The 26,464-nt window shown below is 37.8% G+C and carries 13 protein-coding genes; 6 read left to right on the forward strand and 7 right to left on the reverse strand.

Going from position 1 to position 26,464, the window contains the following annotated elements; translation table 11 throughout:
* Positions 1-36: 36 nt before the first annotated feature.
* Positions 37-1,155 (reverse strand): urea ABC transporter substrate-binding protein, encoded by a 1,119-nt coding sequence (urtA, locus tag ACM0OY_RS02670; protein WP_414567344.1) that lies wholly within the window; start codon positions 1,153-1,155, stop codon positions 37-39.
* Between the two features lie 22 nt (positions 1,156-1,177).
* On the opposite strand from urtA, the gene ACM0OY_RS02675 reads away from it, so the two are divergent.
* A complete protein-coding gene (locus ACM0OY_RS02675) occupies positions 1,178-1,390 on the forward strand; it encodes a hypothetical protein (protein ID WP_414567345.1) in 213 nt (70 codons plus the stop codon).
* A 257-nt stretch (positions 1,391-1,647) separates the two neighbouring features.
* On the opposite strand, the gene ACM0OY_RS02680 is transcribed toward ACM0OY_RS02675, so the two are convergent.
* Complete coding sequence (locus ACM0OY_RS02680; RefSeq protein ID WP_414567346.1) at positions 1,648-3,702, reverse strand: S8 family serine peptidase; 2,055 nt, start codon at positions 3,700-3,702, stop codon at positions 1,648-1,650.
* A gap of 700 nt (positions 3,703-4,402) precedes the next feature.
* On the opposite strand from ACM0OY_RS02680, the gene ACM0OY_RS02685 reads away from it, so the two are divergent.
* The 4 genes from ACM0OY_RS02685 to ACM0OY_RS02700 all read left to right on the forward strand — a co-directional run bounded on the left by ACM0OY_RS02685 (position 4,403) and on the right by ACM0OY_RS02700 (position 9,888).
* Positions 4,403-5,113 carry a response regulator transcription factor gene (locus tag ACM0OY_RS02685; RefSeq protein WP_322732354.1) on the forward strand — a complete coding sequence of 237 codons (711 nt, stop codon included), beginning with the start codon at positions 4,403-4,405 and terminating at the stop codon, positions 5,111-5,113.
* Between the two features lie 66 nt (positions 5,114-5,179).
* Positions 5,180-7,072, forward strand: coding sequence for a CHASE2 domain-containing protein (locus ACM0OY_RS02690; protein WP_414567347.1), 1,893 nt, complete (start codon positions 5,180-5,182; stop codon positions 7,070-7,072).
* A 75-nt stretch (positions 7,073-7,147) separates the two neighbouring features.
* A complete protein-coding gene (locus ACM0OY_RS02695) occupies positions 7,148-7,885 on the forward strand; it encodes a DUF928 domain-containing protein (protein ID WP_414567348.1) in 738 nt (245 codons plus the stop codon).
* A 248-nt stretch (positions 7,886-8,133) separates the two neighbouring features.
* Positions 8,134-9,888: a ShlB/FhaC/HecB family hemolysin secretion/activation protein gene (locus tag ACM0OY_RS02700; protein ID WP_414567349.1), complete on the forward strand. Its 1,755-nt coding sequence runs from the start codon at positions 8,134-8,136 to the stop codon at positions 9,886-9,888.
* 61 nt (positions 9,889-9,949) lie between these two features.
* Here the strand turns inward: ACM0OY_RS02700 and ACM0OY_RS02705 are convergent, their stop codons facing one another.
* The 4 genes from ACM0OY_RS02705 to ACM0OY_RS02720 form a co-directional block, all read right to left on the reverse strand.
* Positions 9,950-10,393, reverse strand: coding sequence for a retroviral-like aspartic protease family protein (locus ACM0OY_RS02705; RefSeq protein ID WP_414567350.1), 444 nt, complete (start codon positions 10,391-10,393; stop codon positions 9,950-9,952).
* 122 nt (positions 10,394-10,515) lie between these two features.
* Positions 10,516-13,773: a filamentous hemagglutinin N-terminal domain-containing protein gene (locus tag ACM0OY_RS02710; protein WP_414567351.1), complete on the reverse strand. Its 3,258-nt coding sequence runs from the start codon at positions 13,771-13,773 to the stop codon at positions 10,516-10,518.
* Between the two features lie 149 nt (positions 13,774-13,922).
* A complete protein-coding gene (locus ACM0OY_RS02715; RefSeq protein ID WP_414567352.1) occupies positions 13,923-17,174 on the reverse strand; it encodes a filamentous hemagglutinin N-terminal domain-containing protein in 3,252 nt (1,083 codons plus the stop codon).
* Between the two features lie 11 nt (positions 17,175-17,185).
* Positions 17,186-20,665 carry a filamentous hemagglutinin N-terminal domain-containing protein gene (locus tag ACM0OY_RS02720; RefSeq protein ID WP_414567353.1) on the reverse strand — a complete coding sequence of 1,160 codons (3,480 nt, stop codon included), beginning with the start codon at positions 20,663-20,665 and terminating at the stop codon, positions 17,186-17,188.
* A gap of 394 nt (positions 20,666-21,059) precedes the next feature.
* On the opposite strand from ACM0OY_RS02720, the gene ACM0OY_RS02725 reads away from it, so the two are divergent.
* Positions 21,060-23,378 carry a proprotein convertase P-domain-containing protein gene (locus ACM0OY_RS02725; RefSeq protein WP_414567354.1) on the forward strand — a complete coding sequence of 773 codons (2,319 nt, stop codon included), beginning with the start codon at positions 21,060-21,062 and terminating at the stop codon, positions 23,376-23,378.
* Between the two features lie 67 nt (positions 23,379-23,445).
* Here the strand turns inward: ACM0OY_RS02725 and ACM0OY_RS02730 are convergent, their stop codons facing one another.
* Complete coding sequence (locus ACM0OY_RS02730; protein ID WP_414567355.1) at positions 23,446-26,409, reverse strand: filamentous hemagglutinin N-terminal domain-containing protein; 2,964 nt, start codon at positions 26,407-26,409, stop codon at positions 23,446-23,448.
* Positions 26,410-26,464: the final 55 nt, after the last annotated feature.

Consider the following 26,464-nt stretch of genomic DNA (forward strand, 5'->3'; position numbering starts at 1 on the left):
TTAATTACGAATTACGAATTACGAATTACGAATTATTTAAACTTTCTTATATTTACCGCCCTTCGCTGGGTCGGTCCAATCACAAGCAAATCCCTTAGTTTCTTTCACAAATTGATTCCAAGGAACTGGTTCAACTGGTGCAGGCGTCGCATAGACAATATCAAACAAACCATCTTGTCTGACTTCGCCAATTCGCACAATTTTAGAGATGTGATGATTGGCATCCATTGTCACTTTACCTTCAGGTGCATCTAGAGTTTGGCCGACTGCTGCAGCACGCACTTTCTCTAAATCAGTAGTCCCAGCTTTTTCTACTGCTTGTTTCCACAAATAAACTGCGATATATGCTGCTTCCATTGGGTCATTTGTAACCCGGTTTTCACCGTATTCTTTTTTGAAAGCAGCAACAAACTTTTTGTTAGCAGGTGTGTCTACTGTTTGGAAATAATTCCAAGCAGCGTAATGACCTTTGAGATACTCTACACCAATTGCTTTAACTTCTTCTTCAGCAATACTTACAGACATAGAAGGATATTTATCTGGTGTTAATCCAGCACCTTTTAGTTGTTTGAAGAAAGCAACATTGCTATCACCATTTAAGGTGTTATAAATAACGCCACCGTTGGGTAAATTTTGTTTGATTTTAGTGATAATTGGTGTAACTTCTGTGTTACCCAATGGTAAATAATCTTCGCCGACTGTTTTACCACCTAAAGCTTCTAATTGGGATTTGATGATTGTGTTAGCTGTTCGAGGAAAAACGTAGTCAGAACCAACTAAAAAGAATTCTTTACCTTTATTTTTCAACAACCAATCAACAGATGGTTCGATTTGTTGATTTGGCGCGGCGCCAGTATAAAAAATGTTTTTAGAACACTCTTGACCTTCGTATTGTACGGGATACCAGAGCATATGATTTTTGCTCTCAAATACTGGTTTGACGTTCTTGCGGCTAGCAGAAGTCCAACAACCAAAAACTACGGCGACTTTATCTTGATCTATTAGCTTGGTTGCCTTTTCTCTAAAAGTATCCCAGTTAGAAGCACCATCTTCACTAATTGCTTCAATTTGTTTACCTAAAACACCACCACTAGCATTAATTTCTTTAATTGCTAATTTTTCAGCGTCAACAACGCTTTTTTCACTAATAGCCATCGTACCACTCAGGGAGTGCAATATGCCTACTTTGATAGTCCCGCCAGTAGCAGCAGCAACAGGAGAAGCGGCCGGAGGAGCAGTTTCTGTAGCAACTGGGGTATTATTCGCGCAAGCCTTTAGAAAAATGCTGCTTGTGAAACTTACAGATCCGAAGATTAAAAACTTGCGGCGGTTAAATTCTCTTGTCATATATTTGATGAATTTTCTTCTTGATGAATTAGCCAACTCATAGGAAGTTGACAATATCAATGATTAAATTGTGATATTAGTGCGATAGTTTACTAGTAAAAAGTTACTTGTTATACAAAATCTTTGTTTTTGTAATAAAAAATTAAATTTCAATATTAACTTTTGTTTCGTTGTTGCAATTATCATGTCAATATAAATCAGAGGATAGTATTTTAGTACTATCCTCTGATTTAATTTCAAATCTCTCGATCGCATATTGACGAAAAACTTGATTTTTAACTTCTTGTGTGGTTAAGTTATCTAAGCAAAAACGTAAATATTAGCATTGCTCAAAGAAAATCCGGTGTTGAGAGTAGCAATTTGGGTTTGAGCGATCGCTCCTGTTCCGTCTTGATCGAAAAATAAAGAACCGTTATCTTGATTAAAGATAAATCTACTATCACTCGTCGTAGCTGCCAAACCTAAAGCGAATTGATTAACAGCGATCGCAGCACCACCAATTAGTCCACTACCAAAACCAGCCGCAGATATAAAAATAGTATCATCAAGGGTGTTAAAATCACTAATTGTATCACTTCCTTCAGTCGGAGAGTAGAAGGTAAAGTAATCATATCCCGTCCCACCAATTAGCGTATCGTTGCCAGTTCCGCCAACCAGGATGTCATCGCCTCTGCCACCATACAAAATGTTAGCAGCACTATTACCAATAATCATGTCATCGCCATCACCACCCAAGGCATTTTCAATCACGGTTTCGGCGCTGATAGTTAGGGCTGTTGCGTTCAAGGTACTCACAGAACCCGGAGTCAGGTTGAGGAAAGAATTGGAAGTAATTGCCGCAGCATTAATTGTATCGATACCGGAAGTATCAGTCAGAGTTGTGGCGCCATAAATGCCGTACTCATTGGTGTAGAAATAAGTATCATTAACAGTATCTGCATCTCCATATAAATTTAATTTCCAACTATTGAAGATACCAATATCTGTAGGGCCTAAATCCTTAACTGTGAGTGTCCAGTTGCCAGCGCTGTTTTCTCCCCAGTGTTGCGTGCTAGAAAACTTAAACACGATATTGTCTCCATCATCTTCCTTATTGCCAGGTTGGTGAACAAGAACACTTTCAGTTCCACTGGGAGAAGTCAGATAAACAACCAAATCGCCGCGATAGGGATGAGTCAGATCGAGTTCCACTTCAACAGTGTCAATATCTAAATCTGCGCCGACAGTAAACGTATGGCTAATACCTGCGTTATTGTTATCTGGGATAATCCAGCCTAAATTACCCGAACTAAAAGAAAGACTCTGCTCGTTGTCTAATCGGCTTTCATTTTGCCAAGTTTCTGCTAAACGCACAGCAGCATGAGCGTCAACTAATCCAAATCCATAGTCTTGGCTGACATGTAAGCCTCCGCCATTCCAGTTGTTAGCGCCGTTGAATTGCCAAATATAATCTGCTCCCCATGCAGAAGGATCGTTTTGACGAGCAGAATAGGCAAGAATTTCTTGGATATCTCGATAACCTAAATTGGGATTTGCTTCCAACATTAAGGCAATTACGCCAGAAACCATTGGGGCGGCGGCTGAAGTGCCGTTAAAACTGTAATTATAATCACCGTAATCATAGCCGCCATATCCGATGCGATCGGTGGTTACAATACTGCCATAACTACCGCTCCCAAACGCAGAAACCAGAATCGAAGCCCCTGGAGTACTGTATGCAGATGCCGAACCATCAGAATTGAGGGCTGCTACGGTAATGACGTGGCGAGAGTTCTGAAAGTTGTGATAGTTAGTATTATCTCCTTTTTCGCGATCGTTACCGGCTGCAAATACGATCGCTGTTCCTAATCCATTACGTCCATTAGCAACAGCATTTACAATAGCTTGTCCTGTTTGTGGGGCATTATAAAAATTATCGAGAAAAAAGTTGGTTCCAAAACCCCAGCTATTATTGACAACATCAAAATTCACAGCACGCCACAGCGCATCAGTCGCAGTGTATATAGAGCCAGGAATCGCTCTAATACCAGCAATTGTTGCATTGAAAGCAACGCCCACACTACCAACTCCGTTGGCCTCAGCAGCAATAATACCTGCTACTGATGTCCCGTGGCTATCCTCATAGATATCTCCGAAGGGAATAAAATCTTGGTCGATACTGTCATAATCAATTGTTGCGTCATAATTATCGTCCAGGTCGTAGTGGAGATAATCAAATCCATCATCAATAACACCAACAACAACACCATTCCCTGTATAGTCATCCCATACATTAACAACGTTAAGGTCTAAACCACCAGGGTTATACAAATGCCATTGATAAGGGAATAGAAAATCAGCAGGAAAAGTAACCATAAATTTATCTCCTTAATTCTGGAATTACGAGGGAATGTAGAGGCGTAAAGCTGTACGCCCCCACGTCGATTAATCTGTTAGCAGTAATTCTGACAATTAGTAATGTACTTACGTACATAAAATATAGGACTAGTATTTGATTTCTGAAAAAATCTAAGTATGTGTAGGGTGTGTTACGGCTTCCGTAACGCACCACCCGAAGGTTTTGGTGCGTTAGCCTACGGCATAACACACCCTACGTATATTTCAAAAATCAAATATGATTCCTATAGAATAGAGAAAGCATCGATATAATTCACGCACCTTTGCTGCTTGCTTAGATGCAGGATGGTGTATGCAAGATTGCAGAAAACTGCATTGTCATTTGATAGATGTGTTGCAAAAATTACAATACCCTATTAAAAGCAGTCAGCATTCACGGTAACTTTTACTGTATTCGCGTTGGCGTAGCCTCTCGTAGAGAATTATTTCCGTAACTTTACGAGAAAGCAAGCTACGTCGAGCGGTCTGCATTTTAGGGTAGAAGGGATAGACAGGCTTGGTTTCATAGCCCCAGGCTTTAGCTTGTGGGCTAAATCTAAGCCTTGTTAACAACTTATTTATAAAGTAAGTATGAAAACAAAGAGTAGCCGAAATCCGATCCTATAGTATGCAGTATATTTATTAAGTTATAAAACGTTAATTGATTGCTTAGAGAAATATGATTAGAGTTTATGCTGATAAATTGATAAAAAGTCAAGATTTACCTCAATCACCAGCGATGAAAATTCTACTTATTGATGACCACCAATTAATCTTGACTGCAACCTTTAATTTATTGCAACAAGAATATCCAAATGCAGATATCATTAAGGTTAAAAGCGCATTTGAAGCTCTCAGTAAGATTGCGACTTCTTCCTTTGACTTGATTGTGATGGATTTATCTATACCAGAAGAAACAGGAATGACGGCCCAAATTGATACGGGTATCAACTTGATTCAACAGTTACTCAAGCAATATCCCCAGCAAAATTTGATGGTGCAAAGCAGTTATGTAAAGGCTTTGGTAAGGATAAAACACGAGATTGACGAGCATCAAGGTGGATTTGCGATCGCTGATAAAGGATTATCAGAACAAGAAATGTTAGCTCGCGTCTACATAGCACTCCAAGGCGCAACTCATACACAAGATATCAAAAACGGCTTAGAACTCAAACCAGAGTGGTTAGAAGTTTTAAGATTAGCTTTTGAAGAAGGATTAACAGATAAATTAATATCCGAACGGATGTATAGATCTGAACGTGCAGTCAGAGCATACTGGACAAAAATTCAAGACGTTCTCGGACTTTATCCAGAAGACTGTAAAAAGGAAGGTAAAAATATCCGTATTCAAACAGAAATTCGCGCTAGACAAGAAGGATTAATTGATTAGTTATTTATGATAAAAAAGTGATTTTGGGAACTTCATTGAATTATTAGTTTTGCCTTAAAAATCTTTATGGTGTGGGTTAATTGGAGAAGGATTCAAAATGAAATCAAAATTTTACTATTGGCGTCAGTTCCAGGAGCAGTATTTTTAATTGTTATAGTCATTGCACGTTCATACGGATTTTTACAAGACTTTGAATTGATGGCGTTGGACACGTTTTTACGTTTACGTCCTAGAGAAGTAACTGATGATAAAGTTGTGATTGTCGGTATTAATGAAGAAGATATCCGCAGTCTTGGTAGGTATCCCATTCCCGATGAAGAAATTGCAACACTGATCCAGAAAATACAAAAATATAAACCCATCGCCATTGGTCTTGATATAGTTCGAGATTTACCTGTTGAACCAGGTCATCAAAAATTAGTAGAAGTATTTCAAAATTCTAAAAATCTCATTGGTATTGAAAAGGTATTACCTCCAGATCCAATTTCACCACCGCCACAACTAACACAAAAACAATTAGGTTTTTCTGATATCGTAGTAGATAAGGATAATAAATATCGCCGTTACCTACTTTGGACACCATCGCCTAAAAATCCTCAAAATCCTGAAGAAGATAAATTTTCTTTTGGATTACAGTTAGCACGAGCTTATTTATCTCATCGAGATATTAATATTGAAACTGGAATAATTGACAAAAATACAATCAAATTTAAAACTACAGAACTGCCTCGTTTCTCATCGAATAGTGGAGGGTATGTCAAAGAAAATAGTAGTGGATTAAAAATATTAATGAATTTTCGTGCTGGGAGAAAACCCTTTCACGTTTTATCATTGAATGATATTAAAACTCAAAATTTTAATCCAAATTTACTACAAGACAAAGTAGTCATCATTGGGATTGTCGCTACTAGTGTCACTGATTTTGTCAATACCTCTGCAACTGTTTATCAAAAAATTCCTGGGCAAATATATGGAGTAGAATTTCATGCTCACGCTTGTTCGCAGATAATTAATGCAGTAATTAATGGACGACCCCTGTTAAAAGTTTGGTCGAATGAATGGGAATATATATGGATAATAATTTGCGGCTGTTATCCGATAATTCTTTTTTGGTTAGCCCAATCTTTATGGAAGAATTTACTGGCAGTTGTAGTAGTAGCTTTAGCTTTATTTGGTTTGGGTTTAGTATTAATTTCATTTGGTTGGTGGATTCCGATAGCACCGGGTTTATTAACCTTAATAATAAATGGCTTAGGATTGAGTGGTTTTGCATTTGCTTTATATCAAAATAATCAAGTATTTAAAATTAAAATGAACGAACGCCAACATACAATTGAACATGCGTTTACTGTAATTCATAATGGACCTCTACAAACTTTAGCAAATGTCTTGAGACAGATGCAGGCTCAAGATTGGCCGCATGAGGAATTAAAATTACAGTTAGAAAAACTTAATTATGAAATTCGAGAAATCGGGGAATATCTCAAGCTTGAGGCTTTATCTCAAGATGAAAGTCTGCGTTTAGGTAGCGGGTTAAAGCTTGATTTAAAACGCCCAATACATGAGCTTTTTTATGCAGTGTATAGTAGCACACTTGAACGGCAAGATCTAGAATACTTAAAAAATATTAAAGTGAAAATTCGTACTTTTGAACCAGTAGATGATAAATGTTTGAGTGTAAATAATAAACAAGAACTTTGTTTATTTCTGGAAGAAGCTTTATGCAACGTAGGGAAACATGCTAAAGGTGTCAAACGCATTGAAGCTATTGGCAAAAAAGATGAAGATTTCTATATTCTGAAAATTCAGGATAATGGTCCGGGGCTTGTTTCATACATTGAAAATAAAGGAACAAAACAACTGAGAAATATTGCCAAAAACTTAGGAGGTGATTTTAGACGTGAAAGCATTACCCCCAAAGGAACGGTCTGTGAAATAAGTTGGAAATTAAGAAAATAGCAATAGTAGTAATAGTAGTAATTGGAGGGTGGTAAATTTATTTAAATATTCCTGTGCTTAAATATGAGGCATAAAATGTCACAGTTTTTTAACAAAACTATCAATGTCAAATTAGTAACTAGTTGTGTTGTGGGCTTGTTATTGTTTTTAACACCACTAGCAAGTGCTAATTTTAGACCAGGCGATCGCAAACCTGCAAGCGACTACACCAGAAGCGGAGGTAGTAGAGGATGTCCGAAGTCGGATAATCAAATTCCTCTGACATTACTTGCGCCTAAAACATACATTGGCTATACAGCTTCTACACGTCCTACTTTTGCAGGTTATGTATCTAGTTCTCATGAAATAGAATTTCAAATTTTTGAGTTTGTTTCCAATAATACAGTCACCGCATTAAGTAACCCTATCAAACAAAATACATCACCAGGTATTTTCCAAGTATCTCTCCCTGAAAGTTATCCAAAATTAACTGTAGGTAAAAAATATTTTTGGCAAGTAGCAATCAGTTGTCCAGGAGACGATTTAGTAGAAAGAGCAGAATTTATGGTTGTAGAAATACCATCTACAATCGAAAACAAATTATTGGCTACAGACAATGGTTTACAAAAATCCAATACCTACGCCGCAGCGAATTTGTGGTACGAAGCCTTAGCTGAAGCCCTCAAATCAGCCAGTCCTGGAAAGTTAGGACAGGTAGGTTCAAATCTTGTGCAAGAGTTTGCCAAATATGAGTCAGCTAGACTCAAAGACAATGAAGAATTAGTCAAAAAACGAATAGCGAATTTACAAACAATTGCAAATCAAGAAAAGTGATATTTAGTTCATAAGCTGTTGCACTGTGAAATTCTTGTGTGGTGGGCTTTTTGCCCGCCATAATTACTACATTTTAATTCTATTTTTGACTTATTAGATAGTAAAGAGAAATCAAGATAATATTGGCGATCGCCATTCAAATAAAAGCAAAATTAGCCTCAATTACTTGCAAGAAAAAACTCAGTATGGTAATCTTAACTTAAGTTATATAAAAATATTTTTCAGTGTTAATTACTAAATTTAAAGCTGTGAGAAATATTGATTTACAGTTGAATAATAAGCGAAAAAAACCAAGATTTAATCGCTACAGTATATCCCTAGTCTTGAGTTTAATTATTTTCCCAAGTGTTGTATCTGCTCAGTCCACTCCTCCACCTGGAGTTAATATTCCGCCAACAACACCAGAAACCCTCGACCAAACAATTCCCAAACCAACCCCCTCACCAACTCCTTCGCCGACTCCACCTGCTGCTGCTCCTGAGATTCTGACTCCTCCTGAAACACAAATATCACCGGATACGAGTTTTCCCAGTAGTGAAAGTTTTCTAGTGAAAAAAGTCGAAGTTCTGGGAGCTACAGTTTTACAAAATGAAATTGCAGAGTTAATCAAGCCATTTGAAAATCGTCAAGTGACTTTTGCAGACTTGATTCAACTGCGTTCAGACATCACCGAACTCTACATCAAAAATGGCTATGTCACCAGTGGCGCATTTTTACCCAATAATCAAAATCTGACTGATGGTGTGGTAGAAATTCAAGTAGTAGAAGGTGGACTAGAAAAAATTGAGCTAGGCGGATTAAGGAGATTACAACCAGTATACGTGCGATCGCGTTTGCGAAAAGCTTCGTCTACACCTTTAAATCAAAAACGTTTAGAAGAAGCACTGCAACTACTACAACTCGACCCTTTAATAGAACAGGTAAACGCACAATTAACCGCCGGTAGTACTCCCGGTAGCAATATCTTACAAGTAACAATTACCGAAGCAGCTGCATTTCATGGTGGAGTATTTGTAGCCAACAATCAAACTCCTAGTATTGGTTCTACCCAAGCAGGAATATTTTTCAGCCATGATAACTTGTCGGGTTTTGGGGATAGTTTAACTGCTGAATATGGAATTACTGAAGGGCTGAATATATATAATTTCAGCTATACAATTCCCCTAAATCCGAATAACGGTACTCTTGCTTTTCGCGTCAACAATAGTGACAGCCGTATCATTGAAGATGAATTTAGCGAGTTAGATATTAAAAGTGACGCGCAAACTTATTCTTTTAATTATCGCCAGCCTTTGTACCGCAAACCCCAATCCGAATTTGCTATTGGTTTAGGGTTAGATTTACGCCGCAGTCAAACATTTTTACTCAATGACATTCCTTTTTCTTTTTCTGAAGGCCCAGAAAACGGTTTGTCAAAAGTGACAGTAATTCGTTTTTCACAAGATTGGGTGGAACGCAGTGCTAGTAGAGTTTTGGCTGCACGTTCTCAATTTAGTGTTGGTATTGATGCTTTTGACGCTACAGTTAACGATTCCGGTACTGACGGACGTTTCTTTTCTTGGCTAGGACAATTTCAATGGGTGCAGCGATTATCACCAGGAACAATTTTATTAGCAAGACTAAATGCACAACTCACAGGAGATTCTTTATTATCTTTAGAAAAGTTTAGTATTGGTGGAGTTGATACAGTCCGCGGCTACCGTCAAAATGAATTTGTGGCAGACAATGGAATTACAGCGTCATTTGAAGCTCGTATTCCTTTAATATCTTCCAATACATTGCAAGTCGCACCTTTTTTTGATATTGGTACAGCGTGGAATAATCGTGGTACTAATTCGAGTTCAGAGACTCTTGCAAGTTTGGGATTAGGTTTAATTTGGCAACCAATTCAAAATTTAAATTTGCGTTTAGATTATGGTATTCCGTTAATAGATGTGAATAGCGGAGGAAATACTCTACAAGATAATGGTTTTACTTTTTCCCTGCGATATCAGGCGTTTTAATACCAATAATTGTCAAAGATAATTTTGAATTCTGACTCCTGAATTCTGAATTCTGTTGTAATTATAAAACCATTAAATAAGTATCTTTTCCTTCTACTGGCAAAACTCGTAATTTTTGATTAACCAAATCGGGTTCTAATCCTAAATCTTCTAAAGGTATTAAACCTAATAAAGAATCTGAACCTTCTGGCAATTCAATACAATTAAATGTTCCTTCTCTTCCCTCAACTGAAAGATTTAACATTTTAAAAATCCGAGCTTTGTGTACTCCTGTAGCGACTTTAACATCTACTTCTCCTTGAAGAGGCAATCCTAAATCAAGAATAATATTTTTAGGCAAGCATAACCTAGTTGCACCTGTATCAACTAAAACATCATGTAAAGTAATTGAACGTATTTGTTCTGCTGGAATAAATCCTCTTTCTGCAAGAGTTTGGTCAATTTGGTTAGTAATAGTGATTGTGGTAGTTACTTTGCCCATTTTTTCTATTTTGCTCATTGCCATACTATTTTCCTATAAACTGGTGAGGTTGATGGGTGAATATATATTTACATTTTATTGAATTTTATGAAAAATCAGATCCCCGACTTCTTTAAGAAGTCGGGGATTTCAAACTCTCAATAAGTTTAACGACATTCTCGGCTCATCACTAAATCGCCGTTTGTTAGCCGATACACTCCTTGTGGTTCGATAATGCGATCGCCTTTTTTCCACTGGCGATTTGTACTATTATTATTGCTGATATTTTCTACATTACCTGTAGGATAATTTGAGGCTACTGCATTATTAGGACGAGTAGGTAACCCGCCAACACCCGTAATTAAAAAAGTGCCTTTTTGCTTAGAACTACGAGCAATACAACTATTAGCAATCAGCCTATTAGTATCAATAGGATTATCTTGTAACTCTGTGAGGCTGTTTTGAATAAAGGTGATATCGGGGACACCGATGATGTTACCAGATATTGCACCGCTGGCGTTGATATCGGTGCGATCGCTATTAGCTAATGACTCAAGAGTATTTCTGTCAATTGATGTTTGCGTCGGACTGTATAATGGTGCAGTCAATAAAGCACGGGTATTAAAAGTAATATTGCCTCCTTGACCTTCAGGTGCAAATGCCAGAATGTCGCTATCTTCTAAAGCAATGATAGTGTTAGCATTTAGATTAATATTACCTCCATTTGCTTGACCTGTAGAAAGGTCGGTGCGGATATCACTGTTATTACGCAAGCTAATGTTTTTTGCAGTAATATTAATATTCCCACCGCCTGCTTGTTCAGCCCTGGCGCTAACAAAGCTATTATTTGCAGTGTAATTTCCTGTTGCAATAATATTAATATCCCCTGCAATACCTTGTCCCTCGCTACGTACAGTCACTCCAGCGCCATTAGCTACATTGAAGTTATTTGTGAATAAAGATATCGTTCCACCATTACCAATAGAATCGGGATTTGTGCCTGCAAATATAGCTGCGTTAATATTCTCAGCAACTGTACCAGAAATAGTTATACTATCTTTAGCATTTATATTAATATCACCAGCATTCCCACTACTGCTAGTTGAGTTGAGAATTCGTCCACCATTCAACACTTCAAGTGTTCGGGCGTTGATGGTGATATTACCTCCATCACTAGAATTACTTGTACTAGCACTGATTTCGCCCCTGTCTGTTAAACGGAAATAACCTGTGTTAATTGTAATGTTTCCTGGTTTTCCAATACTTCCGTTATCGCTTCTAACTGATATTAAGCTAGGAAACCCATCTGCATCTAGTCCGGAAATAATTACAGCATCCGCAGCATTAATGCGAACATTTCCACCCTCGCCTTGTCCTCCAGGGAGATTTCCATTAGGCTCACTAATACCTGCAATAATTTGACCGCCATTTGTTAAGGTAAATTTTGATGTATTAATTTGAATATCTCCAGCTTTTCCCACTGCACCTTCTCTTATCTCACTAGTAATAACGCTATCGTCAAGAACTACTGCATCTGTACTATTGATAATGACATTACCTCCATTACCCTCACCCAAAGTTCCAGCACTTATGTCTCCACTAATGAGTTGTAAAAATTTACTATTAATAGTTATATTGCCTGCATCATTACCTTTGCTTGAGGTTAAAAAGCCAGTAGCAAAAACATTTGTTTCTGTACCATCTATTTCTATGCCATCACTAGCAGTAATAGTTATGTTTCCCCCGCGGCCGACTTTTCCTTGTCCTTCTCCTCCAGATTGAGCAGCTATAAATGCGCCATTCTTTAAAAATACTTGTTCTGCTTCAATACTAATATTTCCTCCATTACCAACAGAACCATTTGTCTGTGAGTTCAATGCATTTGATGAGATAAAAGACCTATTTTCCATTCTCAGTTCTTTTACTTTAATATTAATACTTCCAGCATTACCACTGCCAAAAGTACTTGCTGATATGTTCGAGAAACCATTATTTAGAATTAAGCGATTAGCAATAATTGATAAATTTCCTGCGTTTTCTTGACCGTCAGTAATTGACGAGATTATCGCTGTATCATTCAAAATAATTGAATCATCAGCTTGAATTTTAACATCTCCAGGTTTGCCTGCTAAAATGTTGCTAGAAGTTATTAAAGCACGATCTGAAAGCAAAACATTTCGAGCTTGTATATTAATACCACTACTGCTGCCATCAGTCCGTGTTTGGGATCTGACTACCTCTGAAGAAGATGTTAATTCTGCTGAAAAAGCCTGACTGATGATTTGGCTATTAATAAGAGAAATTGTATCTTCAACTTTGATATTAACCCCACCTGCGTTACCTTTTGTAGCAGTGGAATTAATTTGACTTCCATTATAAAGTTCTAGCGATTGGGCAGAGATGTTGACGTTTCCTGTATTTCCTGTCCCAATACCAAGACTAGCAATAGAACTTTCATTTTCTAAGCGAATAATTCCATCAGCATTTATGAAAACATCGCCTGCTTTAGCTTCAGGAGTACCTTGATTTCTAGCTATAGATGTATAAATACTACTGGAGTTTTCTAGGTTGAGATTATTCGCATTAACTATAACATTACCAGTGCTTGCACCAAAACTAAAAGCACTAGAAACATTCACAAGTGAGATATCTGTTTTCGCTACACCATCAGGAAAAGTCAAGTTGAAATTGTTGTTATCAATATTGAGTCCTACTGTTCCTGCTGCGCTTAATCCACCAATCTCTACCCTACCACCTCGTGCTGCAACTAATCCTCCATCCATGAAGATTTGCCCTGTAGATTCAGGCGTAGGTAACACACGACCACCAAGTAATATTAAACTTTTATTATTTGGTACTGCTAAAATACCTCGATTTTCAATCGAGTTTGCGCCTTGATTGGCAATTTGATTAAACAAAAAGGCTGTAGGATTGACGCTTAGTAAAGTATTTTGGGGTGTAACTGGGGAAGTTAAAGAAAATTCAGCACCACCAGGAAATTGAATTGCATTCGCTGTGGTAGCTACAAATGAACCACGAATATCCAAGAAAGTGTTTTCTCCAAAGATAATACCGTTGGGATTCATCAAAAATAAATTAGCAGTGCCTTGGGTACGAATGAATCCTTGAATATCAGAGGCGGTTCCGCCAGTTACTCGTGCAAAGATATTACTAATACTGGAATCGTTGAGAAAAATTCCCGCACCACCATTAGGAATACTAAAACTACTGAAACTGTGGAATAGATTTGTGTTACCAACTGTTGTGCCACCTTCAATAAAATAAAATGAGCCGTTTTCTGTAACTTGTGTTCCTAATGTTTGGTCAGTTTTTACTTGAGCCAAGGCGCTGATATTTGTTGTCAATGCCAAGTTTAACAATAGTCCCAAGGGTAAATACCAATTCCAGCAATTTTGATTAATCACAGCTTTTACCTCCAGTTTATTTTTCGTCTAGATAAGACGCGATAAATCGCGTCTCTACATGAGGTTTTGGGTTTACAGGATTTTTCAGATAAATGAAATACGACGGTAGGGGCACAACATTGTTGTGCCCTTAAGACGAGTTGTACTTTTTAACGACACTTCCGGCTCATTATTAACTCACCATTTGCTAGCCGATAAATACCTTCGGGTTCAATGATTGAATCGCCTTTTTTCCAATGATGGGTTGCACTATTATTGCTGACATTTTGTATATCACCTGTAGGATAGCCGGAAGCTGAAGCATTACCGGGACGGGTAGGTAAACCACCAACGCCTGTAATGAAAAAAGTACCTTCTTGCTTAGGACTACGAGCAATGCAACTATTAGCAATTAGCGCATTAGTATTAATAGGATTATCTTGTAATTCCGTAAGGCTGTTTTGGAGAAAGGTGATGTCAGGCACACCGATGATATTACCGGAAATTGCACCACTGGCGTTAATATCGGCGCGATTATTACCCTCTAATTCTGTCCTTAAATTTGCTCTATTGCCTGTTTCAGCTTGGGAACGATACAGTGGAGAACTTAAAAATGCTTGGGTGTTAAAAGTAATATCGCCGCCTCTACCATCACTAGCGAATGCTAAGATGTCGCTGTCTTCTAAGGCAATGATGGTATTAGCAGTAAGGGTAATATTACCACCACCACCTGCACCGCTGAGGACATTTGTCCGAATATCACTATCACCCCGCAGCCGGATATCTTGTGCTGTAATATTGATACCGCCACCTGAAGACTGTGTGCTAGCTGTCCCAATTGTACTGTTATTACTACGCAAACTATTACGCAGATTAATAGATATATTACCTGAATCTCCTTTACCAATACTGCTGCTATTTATAAAAGAGTTGTTTGTCAAAAAAAGCGTGTCAGACTGAATATTAATATCACCACCCTTACCAGTAGCTGTATCTACCACTCCACTATCTATGAAAGAATTGCTCAATGACAAATCATTCTGCACTTCTATAAATATATTGCCTCCATTTCCTTGTCCGAAAGCGCTGCTTTGGAAATAAGCATCGTTGCTTAAAGAAAGCGATCGCGCTTTAATTGTGATATCGCCTCCCTTACCCTCACCATCGCTTACCCTCCCTTGTGAATTGCTTCCTGCAACGCTTTGTACCACAATCCCTTCAAAATAAACAGAGGCATTTTTTGCTTCGATAGTTATATTTCCTGCATTTTCCTCTGCGGCGGTAGAAGTTGCTATTCCAGAATTGTTACCGCTTGCAGAAATCAAATTAGAAGCATTGATGCGGATATTACCTGCTTTTCCTGCTCCGAGATTACCTGTAAAAATAAAAGCGTTATTTAATAAGAGCGAACCTGTTTGGATATCAATATCTCCTCCGTTACCGATACCTGACTCTCCAACACTACTAGTTATTCCACTTTGATTATCGTTTCCTGAAATTGAGATTTTATCTCTAGCTTGGATAGTTATATTGCCAGCATTTCCTTCTCCAAGAGTGTTAGAACCGATGAATGAATTATTAGTAAGTTCTAGCAAATCCGTATTGATAAATATCTTTCCTCCATCCCCTTTACCTGCTGTGCTAACATTCACTTCTGAACCATCAGTTAGAGAAAGGGAACCAGATTCAATAGTAACATTACCACCTTGACCAGTAGCTGAATCAGCAACTACACCAACGATAAAACTATTTGCGAAAGAAACATTGTCTTGGATGTCTAAACTTATATTTCCGGCGTTTCCCTGTCCTACGGTAATAGTTTGAATAATGTTGTTAGTTAAAGAAAGCGATCGCCCTTTAATTAAAATATCACCAGCTTGTCCACTACTTATTGTTCCTAATAGTCCGCTTCCTCCCGCAGTACTGGATATTAAACTTGAATCAAATAAAATATCCACATTTTCTGCTTCTATTGTGATATTTCCCGCATCTCCTTGTCCAAAATTACTACTTCCTATTTGTGCATTTTTAACGCTAAAAGATTCAGCAGCATTTATTTGAATATTACCTGCATTCCCGCGTCCAAAACTATTAGCGCTAATTTGACCATTATTTAAAGCAAAATTTTTTGTCTGGATGTTGATATTTCCTGCCGTACCTTCAGCTGTTTCTCCAACAGAACTACTAATTGAAGTTGTTGCACCAATTCCAGAAATTGTTATTTTGTCTCTAGCTCGAATATCAATATTTCCAGCATTACCTTTTCCAGTCGTGAAAGAACCGATTAAGGCATCACCAATAATTTCAAAATTACCTGTATTGATAACTATATCTCCCGCATTACCAGTACCTTGTATTGCATTGCTAATTCCAGTCAAAGACGAATTTGTACCCTCAAGAGTCACGTTATCTGTAGCAGTAATTTCAATATTTCCTGTGGAACTATTAATATTCCTTGAACCGTTATTTAGAACTGTGAAAACGCTACCACTTGAAAGAGAAAAATTACGAGCGTTAACAGCAATACTACCTTGATCGCCAGATACAATAAAAACAGCAGCTGCATTTTTAAGAGATACGTCTGCTCGTGCTACATTATCAGGAAAACGCCAACCCGTAGTATCTAGATTAATTATTCCTGGTTCTGTTAAACCTGCTAATTCAACTCGTCCACCAGGAGCAAATATAAACCCTCCATCTAAAGTGACATTTCCGCCTATTAGTGATAAATCTTTGCCATCAAGTACTGTTAGCCCTGATATTTGACGTTGAGGATTGCCATTCAATACAGAACCTAATACTGTCGAACTAGCCCTAGAATTGTTAATAATTTCTGCTTGATTGTTAACAGCATTAAAAAATAATGCTGAAGGTTGGACGCTGAGTAAATTACTTTTGGCAGGTTCAGAAGCGCTGAATATACCCGTTTGTCCTAAATTAACGCCATTAGCAGTTGTGGCAACAAATGAAGCCCCCACATCTAAACTAGCGTTGCTGCCGAAGATAATACCATTGGGGTTAATTAAAAATAAATTCGGGTTAGAATCGCTAATTATACCCAGAGTTCCGAAAATTTCTGAGGGGTTTTTTCCTGTGACGCGAGTTAAGACATTTTGAATGTCAGAGTTATTAATTAAAAAGTATGCTGCTCGTCCTTCGCTAACATTAAATTCTTGGAAACTGTGAAATAAATTGATGCCACGAACTGCGCCACCATCGATTAAGTCAACTGGTAAATTGTTGATGTTATCTAGAGGTGTGACAAGGGAGCGATCGCTACCTAAAGTATTATCTGGTATAATGTTACTTTGAGCAAAAACACAGTTGCTAAAAAATAATATTTGTAATGCAACACAGCCCAATAAATTAAACCGTGTCTGCAATGATTTTTGAGAAATTATTATTATAAATTTCAGTTGCATTTGTCTTAGCCTCAACCACATTCTCGACTCATAACTAATTGTCCGTTTGCTAATCGATACACTCCTTGGGGTTCAATAATCAAGTCGCCTTTTTTCCACTGATGTCTTGCATTATCATTAGTAACATTTTGCACATTACCTGTGGCATAGGTTGAAGCTGAAGCATTCCCAGGACGAGCAGGTAAACCACCAGCACCTGTAATTAAAAAAGTACCTTCTTGCGTCAGATTACGAGCAATACAACTATTAGCAATTAGCGCATTAGTATCAATGGGATTAGATTGTAATTCTGTGATGCTATTCTGGATAAATGTAATATCGGGCACACCGATGATATTACCAGATATTGCACCGCTGGCGTTGATATCGGTGCGATCGTTATTATTTAATGACTGAAGGGTATTTATATCAGTTGAAGTTTGTGTAGGGCGATATAGTGGTGAAGTTAACAAAGCACGAGTGTTAAAAGTAATGTTACCACCTTGACCTTCTGGCGCAAAGGCGAGAATATCGCTATCTTCTAAGGCAATAATAGTGTTGGCATTGAGGGTAATATTACCTCCACTACCTTCACCTGTAGATAAATCGGTGCGGATGTCGCTGTTATTAAGTAAGCGAATGTTTCTCGCAGTGATATTGATGCTACCACCGCCTGCTTGTTCGGATTGTGCGTTTACTAAACTATTATTTGCCCTAAAATTATCCTTAGCAGTAATATTAATATTGCCTGCAACACCTCTTCCATTACTGCTTGTAGAAACTCCAGCAACGTTATTAGGTAAGTTTAAATCGCTTGTAAATAAATTAAAGTTAGTTGTAGATAAGAATATTGTTCCGCCGTTTCCAGTAGAACTAGTACCTGCAAATAGACCAGTGATATTATCTGAGTTGGTAGAGATACTGATACTATCTGCGGCATTGATAGTAATGTCACCAGATTTACCACTGTCAACAGTTCCAGTAGTTATTAATCCACCATTTGATGCTTCAAATACACGAGTATTCAAAGTTATATTACCGCTGTTACTAGAATTACTAGTTGCTGCTGATACAAAAGCATTGTCTGTTAGACGGAAATAATCTGTGTTGATTATGATATCTCCACCTTGACCAAGCGCCCCACTTTGGGTTTCGGTTGATATTCCACTTGCATTTCCATTTATATCAGTTCCTGAAATAGTTACTGCATCAGCAGCATCAATGCGGATACTTCCACCCTTACCTTGTCCACCAGGCAAATTTCCCGTTGCTTCAGCAATTAAAGTACTAATAGCACCGCCGTTAGTTAAAGTTAGCTTTCGTGTCTGAATTTTAATATCTCCAGCATTACCAACTCCGCCTGCTCCTACGCGACTATCGATTATACCGTTCTCAACAATAACCGTATCATTGCTGGCAATAAAGATATCACCAGCATTACCCTTGCCAAAAGTTCCAGCGCTGATAGTTCCATTTGTTAACTGCAAACGTTTAGTATTAATTGTTATATCACCGCCATTACCTACAGGTTGAACTTGTGTAGAGATTAAACTACGAAAATTAGCGTTTGAGCTAATTAAATCAACAGAATCTGATGCATTGATAGTAATATTACCTGCATCACCACCCAAATTATTAATAGCTCCTACTGTGATATAACCGCCATTTCTCACCAGGAGATTTTTAGTGTCTAGTGTTACATCACCAGCACGACTATTGCTAAAAGTTGTGGCAGAAATACCAGTAATTCTATCTGTTGAACCTTTAGGATCGATTTCTATTAAATCAGTGGCTGTAATATTAATATCTCCGCCACGTCCAATTGTTTCGCCTGGTTCTGGTTCTCCAGAAACAGAAAGTATAGTTCCATAATTTGTTAAAGTAAGTCTTCCAGTTTTAATATTTATATTGCCAGCATCACCGACATTAGATATAACTTCAGAAGAAGAATTAGCAGATGCAGAAATAAAAGAATTATCTAAACTAATACTCTGAGCTGCAATATTCATATCGCCACCGTTACCACCAAGAGTATTAGCTGATATTTGAGACTGGTTTTCCAAATTCAAATAATTGGTAGTAATCGATAAATTACCTGCATTTCCTTTTCCATCAGAACTTATAGACAATATTGCTGCAAAATTGTTCAAATTAATTGTATCAAAAGCCTGAATTTTAATATCTCCAGAATCATTTGCAAAAATGTTCGTAGCACTTATTAAAGCACCATCTGTGAGCAAAAGATTTCGTCCTTGGATATCAATACCACCGCTTCTCCCGTAGGTTGGCGTTCCTGAAAAGGTTTGTTCTGTAGATATAGAGGTGTCACGTGGTTGAACCGCGCTTGCAATCAAACTACCGAAACCATTAGCGTTTGTTCCAGATAGGGAAACTGTATCTTCAACTTTGATATTAACAATTCCTGAATTACCCTCTGTGGCAATTGCTTGAATACTACCACTATTCATTTTTAGCGATCGCGCACTAACATTGATATTACCACTATCTCCAATACCTAAAGCAATATTTCCAAAAATGCTATTTTCATTGAGTGTTACAACTCCACTAGCATTAACTACAATATCACCTGCTTTGGTGTCAGAAGTTCCTTGATTTTGATTTATACCAGTGAAGAAATAACTAGAATTTTCTAAATTCAAATTATTAGCATTAACTACAATATCACCACCACCAGCACCAGTAGCAATGGCAACAGATTGATTCACAAGCGAGATATCTGTTTTCGCCACACTATCAGGAAAAGTCAAGCTTAAATTGTTGTCATCAACATTAAGTCCTACTATTCCTGGTGCACTTAACCCACCAATCTCTACCCTACCGTCTAACGCGGCGAGTTGTCCTCCATCTATTAGAATTTGTCCTGTAGATTCAGGTGTAGGTGAGATGCGACCGCCAAGTAGGATTAAACTTTTATTATTGGGAACCGCCAAAATCGCACGATTTTCTATTGAGTTTGCCCCTTGGTTAGCAATTTGATTAAATAAAAATGCTGTAGGATTGACGCTGAGTAATGAATTATTGGGTGTAACTGGAGAAGTTAAAGAAAATTCTGCACCGCCAGGAAATTGAATTGCATTAGCTGTGGTAGCTACAAATGAACCACCAATATTTAACAGGGCATTTTCTCCAAAAATAATGCCGTTGGGATTCATCAAAAATAAATTAGCAGCACCTTGGGCATAAATCAATCCTTGAATATTAGATGCTGTTCCACCAGTTACTCGTGCAAAGATATTACTAATGTTGGAATCGTTAAGAAAAATTGCTCCGCCATCATTAGGAATGCTAAAACTGCTGAAGCTGTGAAATAGGTTTGTATTGCCAACTGTTGTGCCACCTGAAATATAAGAACCCAAGCCAATATCTGTAACTTCTGTTCCTGAAGTTTGGTCTGGTGTTACTTGAGCTAAGGCGCTGATGTTTGTTATAAAACTTAAACTAATTGATAGCCCTAAGCACCAATACCAATTTAAATAAGATTGATTAATCATGGCTTAAATTTATAGTCTTAGATCCCCGAATTCTTGAAGAAGTCGGGGATCTTGTTGTTCAGTATTAGACACAGCAATCATATTACCAGAGATTGCACCACAGACTAGTTTTGATATTCAAGCGATCGCTATTTTTCACGAAATCCAGACTAATGCATAATCTTTTGCATATCACCAGTTAAATTACAATGTAGTTTTCTGCAATCTGCCATACACAATTATGCATATAACACTGCATGAAACCTGAGCGAATAATTTTCGTACTTTTCTTACTCTATATTTTGTTCCTTGGTTTCTCAGCTTTATTTCCTATTCCCTAATTCTATAAGTAAGCTCAGAAATCAAAGCTGACTACTATATTTACTCTCATTTTAATTGCGAAAAGGAGAAACAAATGTCTACTTTTGTTGGTTCTGCTACTGGTGTTCCTAAAACTGGTTTAGCCTACGTAGACGGTTTACTATGGGGCAGTCGTTGGAAAATTGAAAACGACAATAGAAAACTGACTTATTCTTTTGTTGATAACAAATCTTGGGATGATGAATTCTATAATGCTGAAATCAGTGCCTATACTAATGCAATAAAAGCCTGGTCAAATGTTGCTAACTTCCAGCTAGAATATTCTGGGTTTAACGATCCTCAAGCTGAGTTAAGTTTTCATAGTGTTGATTCTTCTGTTTTTGGCAGTGATAGTGTACTAGGTCAAGCAATGCCACCAGGAGTAAATATTAACCCTTTTAAGCAAGGAGATGTTTTAGTTAACTGGGAACCTTACCAATACAATCCTGATGCTGCTTTAGCAGTTGGTGGCTATTCTTACTATACTTTTGTTCACGAAATTGGTCATGCTTTGGGATTAGCTCATCCCCACGATGAAGGCGGAACTTCTTCTATTTTTCCTGGCGTTGATAACTCTGGAGATTTTGGCGACTACGGCCTTAATCAGTTTGTTACCACAGTCATGTCTTACGTTGATATTCAAAGTCCCTATTCTCCTGGGTATGAAACAAATTGGGGTTATGCTGCGGGGCCAATGGCATTTGATATTGCAGCTATCCAGCATATTTACGGTATTAATAAGACATACAACACAGGTAATAATGTTTATTTGCTGCCAACTTTTAATGGTGTGGGAACCTATTGGTCTTGTATTTGGGATGCAGGCGGAATAGATACAATATCTGGTCAAGGGGCAACTAATTCAGTAATTATCGACTTAAATAATGCGACTCTGGCGAATAACGATCCTGATGCTGCTGGCTTTATTAGCCAAGTTGTTGGCGTTAAAGGAGGATTTACCATCGCTAATTCCAAAGGCGGTATATCTGTGATTGAAAATGCCATAGGAGGTAATTTTAATGACAGTTTAACAGGAAATGAATACAACAATTATCTGTCTGGGGAAGGCGGAAACGATGTCATCGATGGCAAAGCTGGAAATGACAGTCTTGTAGGTGGCGCGGGAAATGACACCCTTTATGGCGGCGCTGGTAATGATACCCTCAATGGCGGTACTGGCAATAATACTTTGTATGGTGGCACTGGCAACGATCGCTATATAATCAATGGCGATAGTTACTACAGTATCTATGAATACCTTAATGAAGGTACAGACACAGTTGAGTCTGCCTACAACTTTAACTTAGGCCCAGCTTATTTAGAAAATCTGATTCTCACAGGTACATCTGCAATCAACGGCACTGGTAACAATCTCAACAACACAATTACAGGTAACGGTGCTAACAATCAACTCAATGGCGGCGCTGGCAATGACACACTATATGGTGGTGCTGGCAATGATAGTCTAGTTGGTGATGGAGCTACTAACGAAACCAAAACCTTTAGCAATAACTCTCCTGTTAGTATCCCTGACTTGTCTACAATTACATCTAGTTTAGCCGTCAGTGGTTTACCTGCATCGATTGCTGATGTCAACGTCACTTTAAATATTAAGCACAACTGGGATTCTGATCTAGATGTTTTTCTGATTAGTCCAACAGGGACTCGCGTGGAATTGTTTACTGATGTCGGCGGTAGTAACATTAATTTTACTAACACGACATTGGACGATGAGGCAGCAACATCCATTACACTTGGGACTGCGCCTTTTAGCGGAAGTTTCAAACCAGAAGGACTGCTATCTGCTTTTGACAATAAAAACCCCAATGGCACATGGAAACTAGAAGTCAGAGATGATGAAATTGCAGTTGCTGGTACGCTCAATAGTTGGTCGCTGCAATTTACAGTTCAAACAGCTGGCATTGGCAACGATTTTCTGGATGGCGGTACGGGGAATGATACCCTAACTGGCGGTGGTGGTAACGATACACTAATTGGTGGTACTGGTAATGATGTCCTTGTTGGTGGTACTGGGAACGATACACTAACTGGTGGTAGTGGCAGCGATCGCTTTACATTCAATTCTCGCAGTGAAGGAACCGACAAAATTACTGATTTTAGCGTAATTGATGATACGATTGCTGTCTCTGCGGCTGCTTTTGGTGGCGGGTTAGTTGCTGGTGCAGCGATCGCTGCTAGTCAATTTTTCCTCGGTTCAGCAGCAAGTACAGCTAGCCAAAGATTTCTTTATGATAAAGGCAACGGTTCTCTGTTCTTCGACCAAGATGGTACAGGAGCGATCGCTAAAATCCAAATTGCCACACTCAATGCTGGATTGTCTCTAACCAACGCAGATATTTTCGTTGCTGCTTAGAGATTTTTAATCAATAAATCATTATTTTATGGGGTAGGCATCTTGCCTGCCCTAATGTGCTTAATCCTCAGCGACACTCTCGACTCATCACTAATTGTCCATTTGCTAGTCGATACACTCCTTCTGGTTCAATAATCAAGTCACCCTTTTTCCACTGACTAGTTACACTATCATTGGCAACATTCTGTACATCACCTGTAGGATAAGTTGAAGCTGAAGCATCCCCAGGACGAGATCGTAAACCACCAACACCTGTGATTAAAAAAGTACCTTCTTGCTTGGGACTACGGGCGATACAACTATTAGCAATCAGCGCATTAGTATCAATGGGATTATCTTGTAATTCTGTGAGGCTGTTTTGGATAAAAGTGATATCAGGCACACCAATGATATTACCAGAAATTACACCAGTAGCATTAATGTCAGAACGATTATTATTATTTAGTGACTGAAGACTATTTCTATCAGCTAATGTTTGTGTAGGGTTATAGAGAGAATCACTAAATAAAGCACGAGTGTTAAAAGTAATATTACCGCCTTGACCCTCTGGTGCAAAAGCGAGAATGTCGCTATCTTCTAAAGCGATAATGGTGTCAGCATTGAGGCTGATATCACCTCCAGTTGCTTGCCCAGTAGATAAGTCAGTACGAATATCACTATTATTGCGTAGACTAATATTTTTTGCAGTAATATTGATATCACCACCGCTTGATTTTTCAGAACTGGCGCTGACTAAACTATTATCCGCACTGTAATTACCTTTGGCAATAATATTAATATCGCCTGCAATACCTTCTCCTTCACTGCGTGCAAAAACTCTAGCATCATTAGCTAGATTTAAGTTATTTGTGGATAAATATATTGTCCCACCATTAGCAGTAGAGTTTGCTGTTGTAGTTGTAAATATACCACTGACTAAGCCATAAATAGTAATTTCATCTGTAGCATTGATAGTGATATTACCAGCATTGCCACTACTGTTGGTTGTTGTAAAAACTTGCCCTCCAGTAAATGCTTCAAATACACGAGCATTAATGGTGATATCACCTCCATTATTAGAATTTTTCGTATCTGCCGTTACACCGCCGTTGTTTTCTAAGCGAAAATAATCTGTGTTAACTACAATATCTCCTGCCTGACCAACACTTCCTCTATCGGTTTGAGTCGATAATAAGCTAGGAAATCCATTAGCATTAGTTCCGGAAATTATTACAGCATCCGCAGCATTAATGAGAATATTTCCACCTTTACCTTGCCCTCCAGGAAGATTTTGTGTTGACCCACTAATACCTGCAATAATTTGACTGCCATTACTTAAATTTAATCTTGATGTCTGAATTGTAATATCACCGGCATTACCCGCCCCACCTTCTCTGATCTCACTAGAAATATCAGCATTATCAAGAACTACACTATTTTTGCTGTTAACAAGAATCTTCCCTCCATCACCTGTGCCAAAGCTTGCAGTATTGATAGCTCCATCTGTTAATTGTAAAAAGTTAGTATTAATAGTTATATCGCCTGCATTACCAGTATCGCTTGCAGCATTTATTTCTTTACTACTATTCCATAATATTTGTTCTGCATCAATAGTAATATCACCTCCATTACCTCTTGTAGGTGAATTAGCGCTAAAAGCAAAAATAGAAGAATTATCTTCTGCATTCAGTTCTGTAACTTTAATATTTATATTTCCTGCATTCGTCCCTTGAATGTTAATTGCTGATATATTAGAATCATTGTTCAGACTCAAGCGATTAGTAACAATTGATAAATTACCCGTATTTTCTAGTTCCAAGCTACTTGTATCAATATAAGCTTGATTATTCAAAATAATTGATTCATCAGCTTGAATATTCACATTTCCAGTTCTACTTGATAAAGAGCTAGTGTCTTGAAGTAAAATATTTTTTGCCTGAATATTAATACCACCAATACCTTGATTGTTGATTGTACTATTTTCACCAGATAAAGTAATTGTATCCTTAACTTTGATATCAATAGGATTTGTGTTACTATTGATTGCATCTGCAAAAATTCCACTACTTATAATTTCTAATGATTTGGCAGTAATGTTGATATTTCCTGTGTTGCCTGTTTCTACTCCTATATTACCAATAAGACTTCCATCTTCTAAGCTAACAATTCCATCAGCATTAATTAAAATATCACCTCCTTGAAGTTGAGATGAGCCTTGGTTGGTTCTACCTGTATAAATATTGCTATTAAGTAATTTAAGATTATTGGTATTCACTACAATATCACCGCCAATTGCACCAAAAACAGCAACGAGAGATTGATTTTCAAGTGAGATATCTGTTCTTGCTACATCATCAGGGAAAGTCAGGCTGAAATTGTTGCCATCAATATTCAGTCCTACTGTTCCAGGTGCAGTTAATCCACCAATCTCGACTCTGCCATCTGGTGCTATAACCTGCCCTCCATCCATTAGAATTTGGCCTGTAGATTCAGGTGTAGATGACGCACGACCACCAAGTAATATTAAACTTTTATTGTTATTAACTCTCAAAGTTCCTTGATTTTCAATTGAGTTGACACCTTGGGTAGCAATTTGGTTAAACAGAAATGCTGTAGGATTAATACTGAGTAAATTATTGTCTGGTGCAACTGGTGAAATTAGAGAAAATTCAGCCCCACCAGGAAATTGAATTGCATTAGCTGTGGTAGCTACAAAGGAACCACCGATATTTAATCGGGCGTTTTCTCCAAATACAATTCCATTGGGATTTATCAAAAATAAATTAGCAGCACCTTGGGCATAAATCAATCCTTGAATATCAGATGCTGTTCCACCAGTAACTCGTGCAAATATATTGGTAATGTTGGAATCATTGAGAAAAATTCCTCCACTGCCATTAGGAATACTAAAACTGCTAAAACTATGAAATAGATTTGTATTACCAACAGTTGTTCCACCTTCAATAAAAGAAAATGGCCCATTATCTATAACTTGTGTTCCCAAGGTTTGATCGGCTGTGACTTGAGCTAAGACGCTAATATTAGTTGTCAAAGCAAAGCTCAGGATTAGCCCAAAAGGTAAGCACAATTTTGAATAATATTGGTTA

The sequence above is a fragment of the Nostoc sp. CCY 9925 genome, assembly GCF_963920935.1.
Lineage (GTDB): Bacteria > Cyanobacteriota > Cyanobacteriia > Cyanobacteriales > Nostocaceae > Nostoc.

Bases quoted from the DNA above. Each gene is read 5' to 3' on its own strand.
- ACM0OY_RS02690 (WP_414567347.1), top strand. From the start codon at position 5,180: ATGGTGTGGGTTAATTGGAGAAGGATTCAAAATGAAATCAAAATTTTA.
- ACM0OY_RS02675 (WP_414567345.1), top strand. From the start codon at position 1,178: ATGCCTACTTTGATAGTCCCGCCAGTAGCAGCAGCAACAGGAGAAGCG.
- ACM0OY_RS02705 (WP_414567350.1), bottom strand. From the start codon at position 10,393: ATGGCAATGAGCAAAATAGAAAAAATGGGCAAAGTAACTACCACAATC.
- ACM0OY_RS02680 (WP_414567346.1), bottom strand. From the start codon at position 3,702: ATGGTTACTTTTCCTGCTGATTTTCTATTCCCTTATCAATGGCATTTG.
- ACM0OY_RS02695 (WP_414567348.1), top strand. From the start codon at position 7,148: ATGTCACAGTTTTTTAACAAAACTATCAATGTCAAATTAGTAACTAGT.
- ACM0OY_RS02685 (WP_322732354.1), top strand. From the start codon at position 4,403: ATGATTAGAGTTTATGCTGATAAATTGATAAAAAGTCAAGATTTACCT.
- ACM0OY_RS02725 (WP_414567354.1), top strand. From the start codon at position 21,060: ATGTCTACTTTTGTTGGTTCTGCTACTGGTGTTCCTAAAACTGGTTTA.
- urtA (WP_414567344.1), bottom strand. From the start codon at position 1,155: ATGGCTATTAGTGAAAAAAGCGTTGTTGACGCTGAAAAATTAGCAATT.
- ACM0OY_RS02720 (WP_414567353.1), bottom strand. From the start codon at position 20,665: ATGATTAATCAATCTTATTTAAATTGGTATTGGTGCTTAGGGCTATCA.
- ACM0OY_RS02715 (WP_414567352.1), bottom strand. From the start codon at position 17,174: ATGCAACTGAAATTTATAATAATAATTTCTCAAAAATCATTGCAGACA.